Genomic DNA, 20,214 nt, shown 5'->3' with positions numbered 1-20,214 from the left:
ATGTCGAAGATGCCACTTTTTAGGACATTCGGTGGTTTATGAAACCGTGATTTGGCGCAGACAACAAAACGGGCGCCTGCGGCGCCCGTAGATCCATCGGTTCTTGATCGGCTTCAGCCGCTCAATAGATGTCGAAGTCGAAATATTTTGCCTGCACCTTCTTGTAGGTGCCGTCGGCCACGATGGCATCGATCGCGGCGTTGAAACGCCCGCGCAGCGCGTCCTCGCCCTGGCGGATGGCGATGCCGATCTCGGCCTCCGTGCCCTTGATGTCGCCTATCAGCTTGCAGCAATCCTTGCCGCTGCCGTTTTTGACCCAGTCGACCAGCACGAACTTGTCGGTGATGATGGCGTCGAGCCGGCCGTTGACGAGGTCGGCGACAGCATCCTCATGCGTCGGGTAGAGCTTCACGTCGGCGCCGGCCTTGGCGTAGACATCCTGCGCATAAGTGGCCTGCATGGTCGAGCCCTGGGCGCCCAGCGTCTTGCCGTCGAGCGCCGTCGGCTCGGTGCCCGTCACGGCGGTGTCCTTCAGGCCGGCCAGCGCCAGCGGCGTCGCGTAATATTTGTTGGTGAAGGCGACCTGCTTCTTGCGCTCCTCGGTGATGGTCATCGAGGCGATGATGGCGTCGAACTTCCCGGCCTTCAGCGCCGGGATCATGCCGTCCCAGTCCTGCGCGACGATCTCGCATTCGATCTTCATCTGGGTGCACAGCGCATTGGCGATATCGACGTCGAAGCCGGCCAGCTTGCCATCCGCCGTCACCGTGCTGAAAGGCGGTGCAGCACCTTCCGTGGCGATCTTCAGCTTCTCGGCAGCAGCCGGCGCGACCATCAACAGTGTCGCAGCCGCAGCCGAGAGGAGCCATTTCGAAATCTTCATTCTTGTTTTCCCTCCATTGAGCCAGAACGGCCAGATCCTGCCAAACATGTGCCGGCAAAGCGAGGAAGCGCCAGCACCGGGCTTCGATTGGTACTCCATCTGCCAAAGGTAAGACCGGTGCGCTTCTTCCGCGATAACGACCGACTCACGCAAAGGTGACCCGCCTCCGGCCGCATCGGGTTGAAGCGAGCGGTCCGGCTGCTAGCCTGCCTTCGGGGTTATTCCCCGGGGCGCGGAACCGGTCGGCGATGAGCGCTGCCGGGCAAGGCCGTGCCCGCTGACCTTTGGAGTCCCATCAATGGCCAGTTTCGCCCTTTCCCGCCGCACCGTCATGGCAAGCGCCGGCGCTCTCGCCACCGCTGCCATCCTCGACCTGCCCACCGGCATCGCTCCGGCCCGAGCACAAGACGCAGCCGTGAGCCACAACCCCGGCTTCTATCGCTATAAGGTCGGCGACATCACCGTCACCGCCCTCAACGACGGTTTCGGCAAACGCCCGCTGGAAGGGTTCATCCGCAACGCCGAACTGGCCGACGTCCAGAAAGCGCTGGAGGCGGCTTATCTGCCAAGCGACGCGCTTTCGATCTCCTACACCACGCTGGCGCTGCAGATCGGCGACAGGCTGGTGCTGATCGACACCGGCAATGGTGATTCCGGCGCGCCGACCTCCGGGGTCTGGATGAACAATTTCAAGGCCGCCGGCTTCACGCCGGAGGATGTCTCGACCGTCATCATCAGCCATTTCCACGGCGACCACATCAACGGCTTCCGCCTCAAGGACGGCACCGCCGTCTTCCCCAACGCCGAGGTGATGGTGCCGGCTGCCGAATGGGCGTTCTGGATGGACGATGCCAAAATGAACGCCGCTCCGGAAGCCGCCAGGAACGCCTTCGCCACCGTGCGCCGTGTCTTCGGCCCCGTCGCCAAGGATGTGAAACAGTTCGAAGCCGACAAGGAACTGGTGCCCGGCGTGACCGCAATCGCCGCTCCGGGCCACACGCCCGGCCACACCGTCTTCGCCATCACCTCTGGCGAAGGCAGGCTGATGGCCCTGTCGGACACCACCAACCATCCCGCGCTCTTCGTACGCAACCCCGACTGGACGGCGATCTTCGACATGGACGGGCCGCAGGCAACGGCCACCCGACGCAAGCTGCTCGACATGGCGGCAGCGGAGAAGATGCAGGTCGCCTTCTACCACGCCCCCTTCCCCGCCACCGGCCACATCGCCAAAGCGGGCAACGGCTTCGAACTGGTGCCGGTGCAGTGGAGCAGCGCTATCTAGAGCTCAACCTGGGGCTTCTCGGAGCGGAATGCCGTCAAGGCAATTCGCCGTCGGCGAATATATGCCCATAGGCGGTCGCGCCCCGAAAATTGGCGCCGCTCAGGTCGGCGCCATCGAAGACTGCCGAATCGATGGCCGCCCCGCAGAAAGCTGCGCCGGCAAGTTTTGCCCCCGAAAAATCGCATGTCTTCACATTGCAACTGCTGAAGTCCGCGCCCTCCAGGTCAGCGCCATTGAATCTGGCCAGAATAGAGCTTCCAGCAAAGATCGCGCCCCGCAGGTTGCAGTTGCGGAAGTCGTGGATGCGATCGTCAAGATCCATATCTCGAAAGTCCCGCTCTCCTGCGGCAGAGCGAGCCAGGACGTCATGCGATTTGGCATCGTCTGTCATGCAGCGACAAAGACGGATGGACGCCATCGGTTCAATGGCGCCAGACAAGAAGGCCGGGACACGTCCCGGCCTTTCCTTTCAGCAGCGAGAACCGTGCGGCAAATCACCGCCGGCTCAATAGATGTCGAAGTCGAAATATTTCGACTGGATCTTCTTGTAGGTGCCGTCGGCAACGATGGCGTCGATGGCGGCATTGAACTTCTCGCGCAATTCGTTGTCCTCCTTGCGGATCGCGATGCCAGCTTCGGTCTCGGTTCCCTTGACGTCGCCGATCATCTTGCAGCAGTCCTTGGCCGAGCCGTTCTTCATCCAGTCGACCAGCACGAACTTGTCGGAAAGGACGGCGTCGAGGCGGCCGTTGACGAGGTCGGTCACCGCCTCTTCCTGCGTCGGATAGAGTTTCACGTCAGCGCCGGCCTTGGCGTAGACGTCCTGCGCATAGTTCGCCTGCGTGGTTGAAGCCTGCGCACCCACGGTCTTGCCCTTGACCGCCTCGCCATCCGTACCAGCTAGCGCGCTGTCCTTCAGCGCGACCAGCGCCAGCGGCGTGGTGTAATATTTGTTGGTGAAGGCCACCTTCTGCTTGCGCTCTTCGGTGATGCTCATCGAAGCGATGATGGCATCGAATTTCTTGGCCTGCAGCGCCGGGATCATGCCGTCCCAATCCTGCGTGACGATCTCGCATTCGGCCTTCATCTGCGCGCACAGAGCATTGGCGATGTCGATGTCGAAACCTTCGAGCTTGCCGTCGGCGGTGAGAGTGTTGAAAGGAGGATAAGCACCCTCCGTGCCGATCTTGATCTTGTCGGCGGCAAGAGCGGCACTGGCGCCTGCCACCAACATCGTGGCGGCCGCGACCGTTGCGAACCATCTGGACATTTTCATCATTTTCCCCTCGGGTTGGTCTTGTTGTCCGCGAACAGCCAAGCACGCCGCCGAGGGCCAGGCAAGCACAGGATGCTACGTGGACTTGCTGCTTTAGCCGGGTGGCTCTCGGTAAGGCACTAGGGGAATAGGCAATCGTTTTCTGCCCTACTCCCCTATTCCCCTACTCTATCTCGCCGCCCGAAAATGCTTCGACAGCTTCAGGCCTTGCGCCTGGTAGTTGGAGCCGAGGTCGGTGCCGTAGAGCGCGGTCGGCCGCTTCAGCATGTGTTCGAAGACCAGCCGGCCGACGATCTGGCCATGGTCGAGGATGAACGGCACCTCGTGGCTGCGCACTTCGAGCACCGCGCGGCTGCCGGTGCCACCGGCGGCGGAATGGCCGAAGCCCGGATCGAAGAAGCCGGCGTAGTGCACGCGGAATTCGCCGACCAACGGATCGAACGGCGTCATCTCGGCGGCGTAGAGCGGCGGCACGTGCACCGCTTCCTGGCTGACCAGGATATAGAACTCGTCCGGATCGAGCACCAGCTCGCCGGCGCCGCTGCGATAGAGCGGCTCCCAGAAGTCGACGATGTCCTGGGCGGCGCGCTTGTCAACATCGACCAGCCCGGTGTGATGCTTGCCGCGATAGCCGACCAGACCGTCCTTGTCGCCCGCCAAGTCGATGGACAGCGCGATACCGCCGTTGGAGATGTTGGGCGGATCGATCGCCACCAGCGTCTCGGCGCGGTGCAGCGCGTGCAGTTCGTCTTCCGACAACAGCGCGTTGCCGGTGCGGAAACGGATCTGCGACAGGCGCGAGCCGGTGCGGACGACGATCGGGAAGGTGCGCGGGCTGACCTCGAGATAAAGCTGGCCGCGATAGCCGGCGGCGATCTTGTCGAATTCCTGGCCATGATCGGTCATGACGCGGGTGAAGATGTCGAGCCGGCCGGTGGAGCTCTTCGGATTGGTCGAGGCGGAAATGTCGCCAGGCAATTCCAGGCTTTCCAGCAGCGGCACGATGTAGACGCAGCCCGTCTCCAGCACCGCGCCGTCGGCGAGGTCGATTTCGTGCAGTTTCAGCCGCTCGAGCTTGGCTTCCACCGTGCTGTGGGGGCCGGGCAGGAAACTGGCGCGGACACGGTAGGCCTTTTCGCCAAGGCGAAGGTCGAGGCTGGCCGGCTGGATCTGGTCGCCATCGAGCGGGCGCGGCGACTTCAGGCTGCCTGCCTGGAACAGCGCCGCGATGTCCTGATCGGGAAGAATGCCTGTCTTGCGCAATGACAACTCCACAGGTGGCTCAAGTCAGCCAGTCCTCCATGCTCTTAATGAAGCCGGCAATTGACGCAAGCCGCCCCCGGGTCTAAAGGGTGCTTTATCCCGTGGTGATTTGGCCGGTCGGCTTGCAGCCACGTTAAACAAGTCGCTAAAGGACCGCAGGGCCCGACAAAGGCCGTATGGACCGGTTGCGACTTCGCGGCCGGTTTTTTTGTGCCTGCCAGTCATATGGCAGCCAGTTTGTGTCGGAATGGAACCATGACCGAGAAAAAGCGCAATTGGAAACCCGCAACCCAGCTCGTCCACGCTGGCACGCTGCGATCGGGCTTCGGCGAGATGTCGGAAGCGATGTTCCTGACGCAAGGTTATCACTATGACAGCGCCGAGCGCGCCGAGGCCCGCTTCAAGGGCGAGGAGCCCGGTTTCATCTATTCGCGTTATGCCAACCCGACCGTCGACATGTTTGAAAAGCGCATGTGCGCGCTGGAAGGCGCGGAAGATGCCCGCGCCACCGCATCGGGCATGGCCGCGGTGACGGCAGCCGTGCTGTGCGGCCTCAAGGCAGGCGACCACATCGTCGCCGCGCGCGCGCTGTTCGGCTCCTGTCGCTGGGTGGTCGAGACGCTGGCACCGAAATACGGCATCGAGGCGACGCTGGTCGACGGCACCGAGATCGGGAACTGGGAAGCCGCGGTCCGACCCAACACCAGGCTGTTCTTCCTGGAAAGCCCAACCAACCCGACGCTGGAAGTGGTCGACATCGCTGCCGTCGCCAGGCTGGCTAATTCGATCGGCGCCAGGCTGGTGGTGGACAATGTCTTCGCCACGCCGTTGATGCAGAAGCCGCTGGAGCTCGGCGCGCACATCGTCGTCTATTCGGCCACCAAGCACATCGATGGCCAGGGCCGCTGCCTCGGTGGCATTGTGCTGTCTGACAAGAAGTGGATCGACGAGAACCTGCACGACTATTTCCGCCATACCGGGCCGAGCCTGTCGCCCTTCAATGCCTGGGTGCTGCTGAAGGGCCTGGAGACGCTGCCGCTGCGCGTGCGCCAGCAGACGGAAGCAGCAAGCAGGATCGCCGACTTCCTGGCCGACCATCCGAAGGTCGGGCGGCTGATCTATCCGGGCCGCGCCGACCATCCGCAGGCCGACATCATCAGGAAGCAGATGACCGGCGGCTCAACGCTGATCTGCTTCGACCTCAAGGGCGGCAAGAAATCGGCCTTCGCCTTCGAGAACGCGCTCGACGTGGTGCTGATCTCCAACAATCTGGGCGACGCCAAGAGCCTGATCACCCATCCGGCAACGACGACGCACAAGAACCTGACCGACGAGGCACGCGCCGAATTGGGCATCGGCGAAGGCACGTTGCGCCTGTCGCTCGGCCTCGAAGACACCGATGACCTGCTCGAAGACATCGAACAGGCGCTCGCCAAGGCGTGACGACTCGAGCGGAATGCAATGGGAAGGAACCCCGCATTCCGCTCCGTTTCCCTGCTAACGCAGCGATTTCGGCGCGACCGAGCGCCAGCTCATCGCCATGGCATGGCGGACGGTTTCCTCGTCCGCCTTTTCCAGCCGGACCCGCGTCCAGCCCTTCTGGCCCCACGAGCCGGGGATCGGCTCGAACTGGCTCGCCGATGTTTCGAGCAGCAGCCGCTGCTCGTCCGGCGCTAGCTTGATGACGGCGCGGCCGTCCTTTGGCCGCAGCGTTGCGAAGATCCTGCCGCGCACGCGGAAATCGGTGACATCGAAATGGCTGCTCTGCTCGGCTCCGGGGAAACCCAGCGCGATCTGGCAATAGCGATCCTCGGACAGCACGGCCAACCTCCCCCTGCCTCCGGCGATCATGCCGCAAACCGGCCGGCAGCGATACCGGAGAGATCAGGCGCCCGACAGAACCTCCTCGGCTTCATCGGACTTGGTGGTGATGTTCATGGTGTTGCCGCGCCAGTCGATGGCGCCGCCGAGCCAGCCGCGCAGCCAGATGGCCGGGACCATGATGTCGCGCACCACCATGGCGGCGATCAGCCGCGGCGAGGCGTGCCAGCCCTTGGCCAGCGCCAGCGCGTATTCCGGCAGATAGACGGCAGCCAGCACCAGCAAGGTGGTCGAGAGCATGTCTGCGCCTGAGCCGGCGGCGGCAATCAGCGCGAACAGCAGCGGCATGGCCGCGCCGACAAACAGCTCCGGCGCGAAAAACAACGGGAAGGTGACGCGGCGCAGTCTTGCCCAGCGGGCCTGGCGCGACCACACGGCCTCCACCTTGCGGTGCCCGAGCGGCTGCTCGAACGGCGAAGCCACCAGGTGGACCTTAAGGCCGAGCCCGTTGACCAGCTTGGTCGCTGCAGCGTCCTCGGCGATCTCGGCGGCCAGCGCGTGGATGCCGCCATTGGCATCGAGCAGCGGCTTCGACCACAACATGCTCTTGCCCTGCGCGAAGCCGAGACCGGCGGCAGCCCCGGTATATTGCCAGCGCGCCTGCAGCGTGTTGAGGAAGGCACATTCGACCTCGGCCCAGAAACCGTCTGGACGCGAACCGACCGGCGTCGAGCAGACGAGGCCGCTGTCGGGGCGCCAGGCCTGCATCATGTTCTGGATGTAGTCGCGCGGCATCAGGACGTTGGAGTCGGCCAGGATCACCCAGTCGTGCCGCGCCGCTTCCCAGCCTTTGACGCAGTTGTTCAGCTTGGGATTGCCGCTGATACGATCGTCGCCGAACAGGAGACGCGCCGGTACCTCGGGGAAACGCGCCATGGTGGTGCGGATCGCCAGCGCAACCGGATCATCGGTGTGGGCCACACAGAAGATCAGTTCGTAGTCCGGCCAGTCGAGCCGGAAGGCGCGCTCAAGCGTCTCGGGCGTAAAGGGCTCGATACCGCGCGCGGGTATGACGATCGAAACCGGCGGTGCATCGCTACGAGGTGCCGGTGCAGTGCGTCGTCGTTCCAGCTGGGACCACGCCAGTCCTATGGAAACGAGATTGGTGAGAAGCAGGGCGGCAGAGAAAGATGCGGCTGCGATTGTCAGGTCCATGAAGTCAGGTCACCCCCGGAAACGCGGCCTGAAAGCCTTGTTAGGCTGCGTCCAGGAATCATCACGGGACCGGACGCGATCGGCGCACACCATCACCGTTTCATGTCGTGCACATGACAGAAGGTTGACCATGACGGTGCACGGGCGGAAATTCGTTGCAGTTTTTGGTACCGAGTCGCATCAGGTTGCCCATGTACAGTGCAGTCACCCGCAACATCGTGGTCGAGGTGGAACCCTTCTACCTCGAAGACCGCTCGGACCCCGACGAGAGCCGTTACGTATGGGGCTACCGGGTGACGATCGACAACCGCTCGGACGAGTTCGTGCAGCTTCTGTCGCGCTACTGGCACATCACCGACGGTATGGGACAAGTGGAGGAAGTACGCGGACCTGGCGTCGTCGGCGAAAAACCGGAACTGAACCCCGGCGACAGCTACCAATACACGTCGGGCTGCCCGCTTTCGACGCCATCCGGCATCATGGTCGGGCACTACACGATGCGCAATGCGCGCGGCGAGCAGTTCGACATCGCCATCCCGGCCTTCTCGCTCGACCTGCCCGACGCCAGGCGCGTGGTGAACTGAGGGGAAATGTGCGCGGCCCCCCGCCTGCGACGAACTTATGTTGCCGGCGTGACCGTCTTTTGAAAACGATGCGTCCGCACGACAAAGCGCCCGCCTTGGCCTTTCGGCATCCAGAGGTGATCGTCAAACGATCGGGAGATGATCCATCCTTCGCGCTGATAGAATTTTTCGGCCCGGCTGTTGCCTGCCGTACAGAACAGTTCAGCCTCCTGTACTCCGCTTTCCGCCAGATTGAGTTCCGCGAAGAAGAGCAAGCGATGGGCTACGCCGCCTCCGCGAGCATCTCTGTCGACATAGAGCTTGACGATCTCGGAGCCCTTCGTCGAAACGAACCCCAGCAGTTCGGCGTCGACAGCAACGTAGAAGGCATCGCGCGCCTCCTGCAGCCAGATAGCGAAGTGGTCTATCGTCCTAAACGCCAGAACTCCGGCTGGAACAAGAGCCGCATGGGCATCATGCCATCCTTGGTGCCAGAGCCGCACGATCCGCGGATAGTCTGCTGTTTCAGCGGGTCGAATTTCGAACATTGGATCGCCTGAATAGGCAACTCCAGGAAAGGTGTGTGACACACTCCGTCCGGAATTGCGTAGAAACAGATAGCTAGAGCGCTTCCTCGAAAACCGGAAACGCTCCAGGAGAGATAACACTCAAACCGTCGCAGTCCTCCTCCAGATCACCAGACTGACGACGACCAGCAGCGTTGCCGCTGCCGCGATGACGCCGAAAAAAGCCTGGTCGAAGGCAGCACTCGCAAGATTGGTCAGCGCTTCTGCTTCGACAGGCGCCAGTTGCTCGGCGACAATCAACGCCTCATCGAGGCTGTCGCCCGCTTGTGCCGCAATGCCTTGCGGCAACACCAGGGCATAGGTGTAGAGCCCTGACATCAGCGAGCCGAGAAAGGCAATGCCGAGCGCGCCGCCAAGCTCGAACGAGACCTCCTCGATCGAAGCCGCCATGCCGGCGCGTTCCTCCGGCGCCGACAGCATGATGACGCTGGACGCCGCCGTCATTGCCGCGCCGAAGCCGAAGCCCATCAGCGACAGCGCGGTGAGCCACAGCCAGGTTTCGCCACGGTAGACCAGGAGATAGGCGACAAGCATCGCCCCCGCAAGAAACAGTGACGACCACAGCACGCGCGTGGCGCCAATCCGTGGCAACGCCAGGCCGGTCAATGGGCCGGCGACGAAGGCTGCGAGCGGGATCGGCAGGATGATCAGGCCGGCCTGCAGCGGTGAGAGACCGAGCACCAGCTGCAGACGCTGGCTGAACACCAGCTCCACGCCGATCAAGGCCGCCGACGCCACCATGGCGGTCGCCACACCCGCCGAGAAGCGCGCATTGGTGAAGAGCGAGAAGTCGATCAGCGGCGTGCGGCTGGCGAGCTGGCGGCGCACGAAGACGACGATGGTGATGAGACCGACTGTGAAGGTGAGTGCGGCTGTCGGCCATGACGGATCGCGCTTGGCGATTTCCTTGATGGCATAGGTCAGTCCCACAAGACCGATCATGACCTGGATCGAGCCGATCAGATCCCAGGGGTGGTCACTGTTGCCTGGCCTGTTGGGCAGCAACGTTGCCCCGGCGAGCAGCGCGACCAGCACCACCGGCACGTTGATCAGGAAGACCGAGCCCCACCAGAAATGCTCCAGCAGCGCGCCGCCGACGACCGGCCCGAAGGCGGCACCGCCAGAAGCCACCGCCGCCCAGACGCCGATGGCGAAGGCGCGTTCCTTTTCATCCATGAAGGTCAGCCTGATCAGCGACAGGGTGGCGGGCATCATCATGGCGGCACCAACAGCGAGCAAGGCGCGGGCCGCAATCAGCCAGGCCGGAGCCAGTGAAAACGCGGCTCCCAGCGAGGCCAGGCCGAACACGACGAGGCCGGCCAGGAACATGCGCTTGTGGCCGAGCCGGTCGCCCAGCGTGCCGACGCCCGGCAGCAAGCCGGCGACCACCAGCGGGTAGGCATTGATGATCCAGAGCTTCTCCGTCGCCGTTGCCCTCAGCTCGTGCGTCAGCGTGGGAAGCGCGGTGTAGAGCACCGTCATGTCTATGACGATCAGGAACAGCGCGCTCGACACGATGGCCAGAACCAGCCAGCGGTTGGACGGGGACATGATGACTTCCTTCAGTGTACTTTTATCCACGGCCTTGAACGGCCACGGACATGCATATAAATACGATCGTATTGAAATGGAAGGGGTCAGATGTCAGGAAGACCGCGCAGCATCGACCGCGACAAGGTCCTCGACGCCGCCGAGACGGTGGTGACCGAGCTCGGAGCGTCGGGGCTAAGCTTCGACGCGGTGGCGAAAGCCGCCGGCATCACCAAGAGCGGCGTGCAATATTGCTTTGGCACCAAGGACAATCTGATCCGCGCGATGATCGCCCGCTGGGCAGATGCCTACGAAGCCAAGGTGAAGCAGGAAGCTGGTCCCGATCCGTCGGCAGTGTCAATGATCCGGGCGCATCTTTCTGTAACGCGGGACGAGGATGAGGAGGAACACTCGCGATCCGCCGTCATGATGACGGCATTGCTTGAGGCACCGGAGCGCGTCGCCGAAAGCCGGGAATGGTATAATGGCTTTCTGACAAGACTCGACCTGTCCAGGCCGGCGGATCGCCAGATCGCCGTGGCCTTCCTGGCCGGCGAAGGCGCCTTCCTGTTGAAGGCGCTCGGCCTGATCAGCCTGGATGAAGCCGATTGGCACGCCCTGTTCACGGATATGCTAAAGCTGACACGCATCGAATAATGCCCGCGCAGGCTCATCGCATCTGCCAACCGACCGAAGGTTACACCGCCAACAGGATCAGGCCATACTGCAAAGTGGGTTCGGCGATAGTGTCCTCACCTATTCCGCGGCGACCTGACGGTCCTTGTTCTCGTCGAACAGCGACGGCTGCGCAGCCCCTTCGACCAGATGGAGATCAGGCTTCCTGCCCTTGCGGACGAGGCTCAGCAGCCATTGCGACAGCCACTCCATGTACAGATAGATCACGGGCGTGACGAACAGGGTGAGCACCTGCGAAACCATCAGTCCGCCGACCACGGCAACGCCGAGCGGCTGACGAAGTTCGGCGCTGGCGCCCTCGCCGATGGCAATCGGCAGCGTGCCCATGATGGCGGCAAGCGTCGTCATCATGATCGGACGGAAACGCATGACGCTGGCCTTGTGGATAGCGTCGCGCGCACTTCGTCCTTCGCGGCGCAACACTAACGCCACGTCGATCATCATGATGCCGTTCTTCTTGACGATGCCTATCAGCATCAGAAGCCCGATGACGGCGATAACCGAGACATCCATTCCAGCAAGCCGTAGCGACAACACCGCACCGAGCAACGCCGAAGGCAGACTGGTTAGAATGGTCAGCGGATGGATGAAGCTCTCATAGAGCATGCCAAGCACGATGTAGATGGTCAGGATCGCGCCGGCGATGAGAAGGCCCTGGTTGGCGAGTGAATCCTGGAACGTCTTGGCCGTACCCGAGAAGGAGGTGGCAATCGTCTTTGGCACGCCGATCTCGGCCTTGAGCGCCTCGATGCGCGTCACCGTATCGCCAAGCGATACGCCTTGCGGCAGGTTATAGGAAATCGTCACCGCCGGCAGCTGGCCGAGCTGGTTGATGGTGAGCGGTCCAGCCGTCCGGTCGACACGGGCGAAGGCGCCGAGCGGCACCAGCGAGCCACTGGCTGTGCGAAACTGGATCGACAGCATACGCTCGGGCGACCAGTCGATCCTCGGATCGAGTTCGGTGATGACCTGGTAACTGTCAGCGGCACCGAAGATGGTCGTCACCTGGTCGGTACCGAAACCACCGTAGAGGCTGTTTAGCAGCGTGTTGGTGTCGACACCCAGGGTGGCCGCCTTGTCGCGGTCGACAATCAGCGAAGCCTGCAGCGCCGTGTTCTGGAGGTCATTGTTGACATCGGCGAACATCGCATGATCGGCCTGCATCGCCTCCGTCAGTTTCTGCGCCCAATCGTTGGTCTCGTCGGTCTTCAGACCCTGGACGACCAGCTGATAGGCACTGGCTGAAGAGCGTGACCCCAGCCGCAGGTTCTGCACCGGCTGCATGAAGGTGCCGATGCCGGGTACGTCGGCGAGTGGCCGCCTGAGGCTTGCCATCACGTCCGCCATCTCGGGCCGTTCGCTCTTCGGCTTCAGCTCGACGAACAGCGATCCCTGGTTGAGACCGCCCGAACCGAAACCACCGCCAACAGTCGACGAGACGTGCGCTACATAGGGAGACTTCTCGAAAACTTCGGCGACCTGGGCCTGCAGCTTCACCATCGCGTCGAACGAGATGTCCTGGCGCGCACGGGTCGAAACGGAGATCTGGCCGATGTCCTCCTGCGGCAGGAAACCCTTGGGCGAGACCGTAAACAGCCAGACCGAGAGTGTGGCGGTGCCAAGGAAGACCAGGAACACGATCACATGGTTTGCAAGGCACCAGGTCAAGACCCGGTCATAGGCACGGGTCAGCCAGCCATGCTGGTGCTCAACCCCCTGCCCTGTCTTGTGGCCTTTCGGCAAGGTCAGGAGGTGCGCCGACAGCATCGGCGTCAATGTCAGCGATACGAACATCGAGGCGAGGATCGCAACCGTCACCACGACCGCGAATTCGTTGAAGATACGGCCGATGACGCCGCCCATCAGCAGAACCGGGATGAACACCGCCACCAGCGAAATCGACATCGACAGAATGGTGAAGCCGATCTCGCGTGAGCCTTTGACGGCGGCCTGAAAGGCCGGCAGCCCATCTTCCTCCATATGCCGGTAAATGTTCTCCAGCATGACGATGGCGTCGTCGACGACCAGGCCGACCGCGAGCGTCAATCCCATCAGCGAGATGTTGTCGATGGAGAAGCCGAGCAGGAACATCACGCCCAGCGTGGCGATCAGCGAGATCGGCACCGCCACGGCCGGAATGATCGTCGCGGTCACCCGACGCAGGAAGACGAAGATCACCAGCACCACCAGCCCGATGGTCAGCAGCAACGTGAACTGCACGTCATCGACGGCCGCGATGATCGAGGTCGAGCGATCGTTCATCAGCTGAATCGATGCAGCCGCCGGCATCTGGTCTTCGAATGACGGCAGCATCGCCTTGACCCGATCGACCACTTCGACGGTGTTCGCATCAGGCTGGCGCTGCACGGCCAGGATGATGCCGCGCGTCTTGTCGAACCAGGAGGCCGATGTCGTGCTCTGCACGGAATCGATGACACGCGTGACGTCGCCAAGACGGACGGGATTGCCGTTCTTGGTCGCGATGATGATCTTGGAAAAGGCGGCCGCGTCCTGCAGCTGCGTGTTGGTGGTGATGGTGAGCTGCTGCTGGCTGTTCTGCAGCACACCCACGGGCGCGTTGCTGTTTGCCGACTGCACCGCTGCCTGCAGCTGGTCGATGGAGATGCCGCGCGCGGCCAGCGCTGTCGGATCGATCTGGATACGGACAGCGTATTTCTTCGAACCCCAGACCATGACCTGGGCAACACCGTCGATGGTCGACAGCGAAGGCGAAATCACGTTCTGGGCAATGGCGTCGAGGTCGGTCAGCGGCACCGTATCACTGGTCAACGCCATAAGCAGGATCGGCGCGTCGGCCGGATTGACCTTTCTGTAGCTTGGCGGCGACGTCATTTCAGGCGGCAATTGCCGCTGCGTTCGCGCGATTGCCGCCTGCACATCGGCTGCGGCGGCGTCGATATCGCGGTTCAGCGCGAACTGCACGGCGATCGAGGTGGAACCGAGCGAATTGGTGGTCGAAATCGAATCCACGCCGGCAATGGTGGCGATCTGCTTGATGAGCGGAACCGCAACTGATGTCATCATCGCATTGGGCGATGCGCCCGGCAGTGATGCAGAAACATTGACAGTGGGGAATTCCGCGCTCGGAAGTGCAGCAACCGGCAGGAATTTATAGGCAAACAGACCGCCCAGAATGAGCGCGATCGACATCAGCAGTGTCGCGACAGGCCTGCGGATGCAGAATTCGGAGATCATGGTCGGTCAGCCCGCCGTTTCGTTTCCGTTTGCCTTGACGGCAGCCTTGGGAGACGTGCTTCCGCCGGTCCCACTCTTCCCGGCGCCTTCCGCCTCGCGCACGGCGGTACCTGGCTTCAGGCTCAACTGGCCGTCCACCACCACCTTGTCGCCATCCTGCAAGCCGCTGGCGATAGCGCTTTCGTTCTCGTGGCTGATCGCCACCTTGACCGGGCGTGCTTCGACCGTGTTGTCGGCCTTCACGACATAGACAAATGAGCCTTGCTGGCTGGGTTGCACGGCTTGCGTCGGCACCGTGACGACTTGCGGCATGATACCGGCGTTGACCGTCACGTTCACATATTGCCCAGGCCATAGCTTGAGGTCGGCATTGGGTACCGTCGCCCGCGCCGTAATGGTGCCAGACGCGGTGTCCACGGTGGAATTTACGAAATCAACCGTACCGGACCCGATCGGCGCCGGGGTGCCATCCTTGTGCAAGGTCACCGAAACCGAACCCGGCTTCGCCACCGCCTGCTGCAGCAGGGAAAGATCGGCCTCCGGCAGATTGAAGGCGACGCGCAACGGGTCCATTTCGGTGATCGTCACCAGCGGTGTGGCGCCGGTGCCGGTGCTTCCGCCAGCTGTAACGAGATCGCCAACACTGACGCTCACGGCGCCCAGCCGACCTGAAATCGGCGCGGTGATCGTGGTGAAGCCAAGTTGAACCTGGTCGGCATCTATCGCCGCCTGATCGGCAGCCACCGTGGCCTGTGCTGCCTTCTGTGCAGCCAAAGCCTGGTCATAAGCCTGCTGCGTCCCTGTCTGCCTGGCCAGCAGGCTCTTGGCACGATCCAGATCGGCATCAGCGCTCGCCGCCAGAGCCTGATCCTTGGCCAGCGTCGCCATGTCCTTTTCCAATTGCGCCTTCAGCGCGCGATCATCGAGCGTGATGAGAAGATCACCCTGCTTGACCATCTGTCCGTCCTCGACGGCAATGGTCATAACCTGGCTGGCGACGCGTGCATTGATGTTTGCCACCGCCGGTGACGCAAGGAAGCCGATCGCATAACGCTGGATCGGAAAATCGGCGACCTTGGCCGTCGCAGTTGCCACGGTAACGGCACCACGGCCACCACCTTGTGAACGGCTGCCGCCGCTGTTTCCGCCGGTAGCTGCCTCGGCCGCGATTTCCTTTTGCCCGAATGGCAGCATATGCCAGATCTTCGAGGCTTGGGCAGGCAACAGATAGGCACCTGCGGCGACGACAACGACGCCTCCGATAAGCCCGATGAATGTTTTGTTGCGAACCGTCAATGCGCCCTCTCGATCTAAGGTCAGGACCCTTCGTCGGTCCCGGCGCATCCGTATGCACCTCATCGAATGAGGTCGTGCGCGATGAATCCCAGACTAAGATAGCGCAACTTCACGACTGAAAATGGTCAAAACGCCTTCATTACAAAGATTTAATGCACTGCACAAACTCACGGCGGCGTGATCGGCACCTCAGCGCAGCATCGGCCAGAGCGTTGCGGCAAGCGCCAAACCCATGACGATATTGAACCATTTCAGCTTGACGGGATCGGACAGGAAACCACGCAACGCCACGCCGAAGCCAGCCCAGCCCGAAATCGTGGGCAGGTTCACGATGGCGAAGGTGATGGCGATCACCGCAACGGACAGGAATGGGCGATCGGGATTGGTGTAGACCGCCATGGCCGTCACCGCCATCACCCAGGCCTTGGGATTGACCCACTGGAAGGCGGCCGCTTCGAGCAGTGTCATCGGACGTGCTTTCTGCTCGCCACTGTTCCCCATCGAACGTGACATCGCAATCTTCCAGGCGAGATAAAGCAGATACGCGCCGCCGGCGATCTTCAGCGCCGTATGCAACGCCGGAAACGCCGTAAGCGCCGCGCCCAGCCCGAGGCCAACGGCAAGGGCCAGGATCAGAAAGCCAACGCTTATGCCGATCATATGCGGGATGCTGCGGGCAAAGCCGAAATTCACGCCGGAAGCCAGAAGCATGAAGTTGTTCGGCCCCGGCGTGACCGAAGTCACGAAGGCATACACGACAAGAGCCAGAAAAGCGTCAAAGGACATGGTTGGGTATGAGGCCGGCAAGACAGGTCAGCGTAGTTGACCTGTCTCCCGGTGCAAGTCACGGAAATTGTTGTATCGGTGACAATGCCGCCGAGGCGGCACGTCACATCCCTTGAGGACCGCGGTTCATCGCCGCCACGCCGGTACGGCAGATCTCGACAAGGCCAAGCGGGCGCATGATGGCGATGAACTGGTCTATCTTCGAGCCCTTCCCGGTGATTTCGAAGATGAAATGCTCGGTGTTGGCATCGATCACGCTGGCGCGGAAGGCATCCGCCAGTCTCAGTGCCTCGACACGGCTGTCGCCGGTTCCCGCCACCTTGACCAGCGCGAGTTCCCGCTCCAGCGGCCGTTCCTGTCCGAGTTCGGTCGATCGGACCGTAAGATCGACCACACGGTGCACGGGCACGATACGCTCGAGCTGGTGCTTGATCTGTTCGAGCACATGCGGCGTGCCGCGCGTCACGATGGTGATGCGCGACAGATGCTTCTCGTGCTCGGTCTCCGAGACGGTCAGGCTTTCGATGTTGTAGCCGCGGCCGGAAAACAGACCAATGACCCTGGCGAGCACGCCCGGCTCGTTGTCGACCAGCACCGACAAAGTATGGTTTTCCGGCTTTTCCGTCTCCTTGGCGATGAAATACGCAGAGCCGGTGGGTTGAAGGTGCTGTGTCATTGTCTCGTCCTGTATTTGCCGGTTGCTGCCGGTACTATCAATGTTCGAAGAGGATGTAAGCGCTCGTCAAGTCCGCCGGGAAACCGTCTATTTTACCAGCCCAGGCGTCACGCTTGGTTTTGATGAAGGCGTCCGCGTAGCCAAGACCACCTCCCAGGAGGTTTTCGTAGAAGCGCGCCATGAACTGGACCGTCGCCGCATCGCTGACCTTTTCGACCGTCAGCAATGTGCGCCGTGCTCCTGCCACGGAAAGGGCCAGCGGCAGGCCGCGTACCGTGGACGTTACCCCAACATCACCCAGCGCTGTGTCGCAGGCGGAAACGACCACGAGCTGTGACGCCCGGAGATTCCAGTTCAGAAGTTCACGCGCGTAGACGATATTGTCATCGTCACTTTCCTTAGGCGTGTCCGAAAGCCTGGCACCGGACAGCTCGAAACCGGCATTCATCAAGCGAGCAGACAGCCCCTCTCCGTCGATGAAGAAACCGTGTGTCGAAAAATGAAGGATTGTCTTGCCGCCGGCAGCGGCACGCATCGCAGCCTCACTGCCGTCCTTGCCTTCGGCTACCTGCACGACCAGTCCCTTCCCTCGCGCGATCGCGGTGATCTTTTCGACCTCGTCGCGCGAGCCTGGCAGATAGCTGCTACCGTCATCGTTGTAGATGAGACCGCCGGCTAGCAGGATACCATCACCGGCAGCCGGGCGATCTTCCTTCGCCCGGAATTGGTACGCCTGCCGGCTGGTCGCGACATGCACATCGACCAGCTCGCCCAACCGCTTGTCACCCGTTGGGCGCAATTCAGCGAAATCGACCGGATAGAGAAAATCGGTCGGGATGACATAGAGCGCCTTCGCGCCTTTCGCAGCGTTACCGACAACTTTCGCCAGCTTCTCGAAAAAGCTGTTTGCGGGCTCCGCCTTGCCGCCTTGCGGATCGAAGGCATCCACCTCGACGACTTCCGCGGGCACATCCGCGCGGGAGATCGTTGCGAAAACACGATATTTGCTGGGGCTACCACCCCCGTCCGCCGGCCATTCGCTGATGACGGCGAGATCCACTATGACATCGCCGGGTGCCGGTCTGTCCACGGGTCCAGCTTCCTCGATCTTGCTCTTTATCCATGGCTGTACAGGCGCCTCGCCTCGCTTTTCGAGCGCTGCGTTCAGGGCCTTGCGCGCGTCCTCCATAGCCTCTCGTTGAGGTGCGAGGGCATCGGTGTAGAGAGTGGCCGTGACGATCTCTCGGAACCGTCCGAAATCGCTGAAATAACCCCTGATCAAATCCCGCAACTGTGGATCGTTGGTCGTTTCGGCCTCGACCCGCAACTGCCGTTCGGTGCTGCGCGTCAGCGTCTTCCAATTGTCGAGCGCCGACGCAAACAGTTCGGCAGCATCGGCTTGATGCGTCGCGAAGCCGGCAAGTGAACCCAGCATATCGTCGGCAAGAATGCGCACCGCCTGCGCCGCCCGCAGACTGCCTGAGGCAGAAACACTTGAACGCGCCCAGTCGAACATCACGGCATCGAGCATGCGATAGGTACCGACGGCCGCCTTGGCATCCGCTTTCTCCTGCAGCCTTGCCAGCGCGAGTTGCGCCTCGAAAGTCACGGGGTGCGCATCGCCCAGTTGCTCCCGTGCAATGCTGACGGCATGTTCGCGATAAGCCAGGGCGTCCTGGGGAAGGCTCATTTCCTCGGCCTTGTCGCCATAGAGATCGAAGAAGGCCATCGACTGTTCGATATCAGCCCCCTCGGTGAAGCGCGTGGTGTCGCGCGCCTGGATCTCCTTCTTGCTGAATTTGCGTTCCCCCAGACGATATTGCGCATAGGTCTGCCAGCGCTCTGTCTGTCGGCGGTAAGCCGGGTTGAACCCAGGCTGGGCGACAATGCGGCCTATCGCGGACAATGCTGCCTTTGCATCCTTCCAGCGGCCGGCCTCGAACAGGTCGTGCGCCATGTTCATGGCCGAGACCACGGTGTCGTTCGCCCCACCGCCAAACGCCTTGAAGCGTTTGTCATAAGCATATCGATCGAATTCCAGTGCAGCCGCAGGCAGCTTGAGAGAGCGCAAGACGGCAGCACGGTTGTTCATCATGCGCCAAAGATCGGCATTGTCCTCGCCGAGCGACTTCAAACCGTTTTCATAGATGTATTGATAGGCCGCTTCAGCCGAGGCGAGTTGGCCGGCGGCATGCATGCTCTGGGCCAGCCCGTCATAAGCATTCAAAGCTTCCACGCTGCCCATGCCGAAATGATCGGCAAGCACGGTGAGCGCCTGATAGCCGAATTTAATCGCCTCGCCGTAGTTCTTGTCACCACGCAGGAACACGCCGACATTGAACATCAGAAAGCCGCGGCCCGGCCCCGTGTCAGTCTCCATGAACTTGGAGTCGAGGCCACGCTGGAAAACGCGTTGCGCCGCATCGGCGCCGGCAAAGCGCCGGAAATTTTCGCCGGCCTGCCCGGCCGTTTTGAAGAACAGATCCGCGCGACCCGCAACTTCCATGGCATTAAGCGCGGCAAACAGGCGCTTTTCCGCAATCTCAGGCCGCCTGGCCGTCAGTTGCGAATAGGCGGCGTCGACACGCGCATTAAGCGCAGCCTCCGAATCTGGCCCCGAACGCTCTGCAATCGCCTGGACATGCAGGTCGAGCAATTTGTCCTGCTCATCCGTCCTGCCCGTTCGACCGGCTGCATCGGCCAGCAGCAGCGAGAACTCGTCCGCACGCCGCTCATCGAGATTGCGGATGACCGTATCGGCACGTTTGAACAACGTGTCGTAGAGATCTGTCCAATTCTCGGAATACATGTCGCTCTGCGCCAGCAGATAGGCAGCATACGCGGCCGCCTTCGGATCACGCTTGGCAAATTTTCCGTCGATCAGCGCCAAAGCCTTCCGGCGCGCGTCCGCAAAGTCCGATTTGCGGATCGCTGTCTCGACCGCCTGGATTTCTGGCGGTCGCGGAGTTGTCTGCGGCGTCTGACCATCCGGAGACTGCACTGCTTGCTGAGCAGACACGGGCAGCCCGAGCGCGACAACCATCGCACCGGCCAAGCCCAGGCGTTTCACGCGCCAGAGTACACGCGAAGCCGTGCAAGCCCACTTAGGCGCTAAGGGGAG

The 20,214-nt window shown here is 62.1% G+C and carries 17 protein-coding genes and 1 riboswitch; of the genes, 4 read left to right on the top strand and 13 right to left on the bottom strand.

Going from position 1 to position 20,214, the window contains the following annotated elements:
- Window positions 1-121 precede the first annotated feature (121 nt).
- Window positions 122-877, bottom strand: a complete 756-nt coding sequence (locus tag ACFWYE_RS10785) for a transporter substrate-binding domain-containing protein (protein ID WP_379111419.1) — start codon at window positions 875-877, stop codon at window positions 122-124.
- A gap of 304 nt (window positions 878-1,181) precedes the next feature.
- Here ACFWYE_RS10785 and ACFWYE_RS10780 point away from each other — a divergent pair, with 304 nt between their 5' ends.
- Entirely contained in the window at window positions 1,182-2,168 is a 987-nt protein-coding gene (locus ACFWYE_RS10780) for an MBL fold metallo-hydrolase (protein ID WP_379111289.1), read from the top strand.
- Between the two features lie 34 nt (window positions 2,169-2,202).
- Here ACFWYE_RS10780 and ACFWYE_RS10775 read toward each other — a convergent pair whose 3' ends face one another.
- From ACFWYE_RS10775 to ACFWYE_RS10765, 3 genes are all read right to left on the bottom strand, one after another.
- The gene (locus tag ACFWYE_RS10775; protein ID WP_379111287.1) at window positions 2,203-2,490 is read right to left on the bottom strand and encodes a pentapeptide repeat-containing protein; all 288 of its coding nucleotides are present in this window, start codon (window positions 2,488-2,490) and stop codon (window positions 2,203-2,205) included.
- A gap of 183 nt (window positions 2,491-2,673) precedes the next feature.
- Window positions 2,674-3,444 carry an ABC transporter substrate-binding protein gene (locus ACFWYE_RS10770; RefSeq protein WP_379111285.1) on the bottom strand — a complete coding sequence of 257 codons (771 nt, stop codon included), beginning with the start codon at window positions 3,442-3,444 and terminating at the stop codon, window positions 2,674-2,676.
- Window positions 3,445-3,612: 168 nt separating this feature from the next.
- Window positions 3,613-4,707 (bottom strand): 2'-deoxycytidine 5'-triphosphate deaminase, encoded by a 1,095-nt coding sequence (locus ACFWYE_RS10765; RefSeq protein WP_379068884.1) that lies wholly within the window; start codon window positions 4,705-4,707, stop codon window positions 3,613-3,615.
- Window positions 4,708-4,798: 91 nt separating this feature from the next.
- A riboswitch (SAM riboswitch) is annotated at window positions 4,799-4,876 on the top strand.
- An 86-nt stretch (window positions 4,877-4,962) separates the two neighbouring features.
- Here ACFWYE_RS10765 and ACFWYE_RS10760 point away from each other — a divergent pair.
- Complete coding sequence (locus ACFWYE_RS10760) at window positions 4,963-6,150, top strand: O-succinylhomoserine sulfhydrylase (RefSeq protein WP_379111283.1); 1,188 nt, start codon at window positions 4,963-4,965, stop codon at window positions 6,148-6,150.
- Between the two features lie 54 nt (window positions 6,151-6,204).
- Here ACFWYE_RS10760 and ACFWYE_RS10755 read toward each other — a convergent pair whose 3' ends face one another.
- On the bottom strand, window positions 6,205-6,528 hold the full coding sequence (locus tag ACFWYE_RS10755; RefSeq protein ID WP_379111281.1) for an MmcQ/YjbR family DNA-binding protein: 324 nt from the start codon (window positions 6,526-6,528) through the stop codon (window positions 6,205-6,207).
- 63 nt (window positions 6,529-6,591) lie between these two features.
- Window positions 6,592-7,743: a glycosyltransferase gene (locus ACFWYE_RS10750; protein ID WP_379111279.1), complete on the bottom strand. Its 1,152-nt coding sequence runs from the start codon at window positions 7,741-7,743 to the stop codon at window positions 6,592-6,594.
- A gap of 191 nt (window positions 7,744-7,934) precedes the next feature.
- On the opposite strand from ACFWYE_RS10750, the gene apaG reads away from it, so the two are divergent.
- Window positions 7,935-8,327 (top strand): Co2+/Mg2+ efflux protein ApaG, encoded by a 393-nt coding sequence (gene apaG, locus ACFWYE_RS10745; RefSeq protein ID WP_379068875.1) that lies wholly within the window; start codon window positions 7,935-7,937, stop codon window positions 8,325-8,327.
- Between the two features lie 35 nt (window positions 8,328-8,362).
- On the opposite strand, the gene ACFWYE_RS10740 is transcribed toward apaG, so the two are convergent.
- The gene (locus ACFWYE_RS10740; RefSeq protein ID WP_379111277.1) at window positions 8,363-8,854 is read right to left on the bottom strand and encodes a GNAT family N-acetyltransferase; all 492 of its coding nucleotides are present in this window, start codon (window positions 8,852-8,854) and stop codon (window positions 8,363-8,365) included.
- A 120-nt stretch (window positions 8,855-8,974) separates the two neighbouring features.
- On the bottom strand, window positions 8,975-10,444 hold the full coding sequence (locus tag ACFWYE_RS10735) for an MFS transporter (RefSeq protein ID WP_379111275.1): 1,470 nt from the start codon (window positions 10,442-10,444) through the stop codon (window positions 8,975-8,977).
- Between the two features lie 90 nt (window positions 10,445-10,534).
- On the opposite strand from ACFWYE_RS10735, the gene ACFWYE_RS10730 reads away from it, so the two are divergent.
- The gene (locus ACFWYE_RS10730; RefSeq protein ID WP_379111273.1) at window positions 10,535-11,080 is read left to right on the top strand and encodes a TetR/AcrR family transcriptional regulator; all 546 of its coding nucleotides are present in this window, start codon (window positions 10,535-10,537) and stop codon (window positions 11,078-11,080) included.
- A gap of 99 nt (window positions 11,081-11,179) precedes the next feature.
- On the opposite strand, the gene ACFWYE_RS10725 is transcribed toward ACFWYE_RS10730, so the two are convergent.
- The 5 genes from ACFWYE_RS10725 to ACFWYE_RS10705 form a co-directional block, all read right to left on the bottom strand.
- Window positions 11,180-14,335 carry an efflux RND transporter permease subunit gene (locus ACFWYE_RS10725; protein WP_379111271.1) on the bottom strand — a complete coding sequence of 1,052 codons (3,156 nt, stop codon included), beginning with the start codon at window positions 14,333-14,335 and terminating at the stop codon, window positions 11,180-11,182.
- A 6-nt stretch (window positions 14,336-14,341) separates the two neighbouring features.
- Window positions 14,342-15,631: an efflux RND transporter periplasmic adaptor subunit gene (locus ACFWYE_RS10720; RefSeq protein WP_379068864.1), complete on the bottom strand. Its 1,290-nt coding sequence runs from the start codon at window positions 15,629-15,631 to the stop codon at window positions 14,342-14,344.
- Window positions 15,632-15,820: 189 nt separating this feature from the next.
- Window positions 15,821-16,417, bottom strand: coding sequence for a LysE family translocator (locus ACFWYE_RS10715; protein WP_379111269.1), 597 nt, complete (start codon window positions 16,415-16,417; stop codon window positions 15,821-15,823).
- A gap of 103 nt (window positions 16,418-16,520) precedes the next feature.
- Complete coding sequence (gene ilvN, locus ACFWYE_RS10710; RefSeq protein WP_379111267.1) at window positions 16,521-17,093, bottom strand: acetolactate synthase small subunit; 573 nt, start codon at window positions 17,091-17,093, stop codon at window positions 16,521-16,523.
- A gap of 37 nt (window positions 17,094-17,130) precedes the next feature.
- Window positions 17,131-20,112 carry a CHAT domain-containing protein gene (locus tag ACFWYE_RS10705; protein WP_379111265.1) on the bottom strand — a complete coding sequence of 994 codons (2,982 nt, stop codon included), beginning with the start codon at window positions 20,110-20,112 and terminating at the stop codon, window positions 17,131-17,133.
- Window positions 20,113-20,214 lie beyond the last annotated feature (102 nt).

This window comes from Mesorhizobium sp. NPDC059025 (assembly GCF_042739655.1).
Classification (GTDB): Bacteria; Pseudomonadota; Alphaproteobacteria; order Rhizobiales; family Rhizobiaceae; genus Mesorhizobium.
This window is presented reverse-complemented; position numbering and strand designations above follow the sequence as displayed.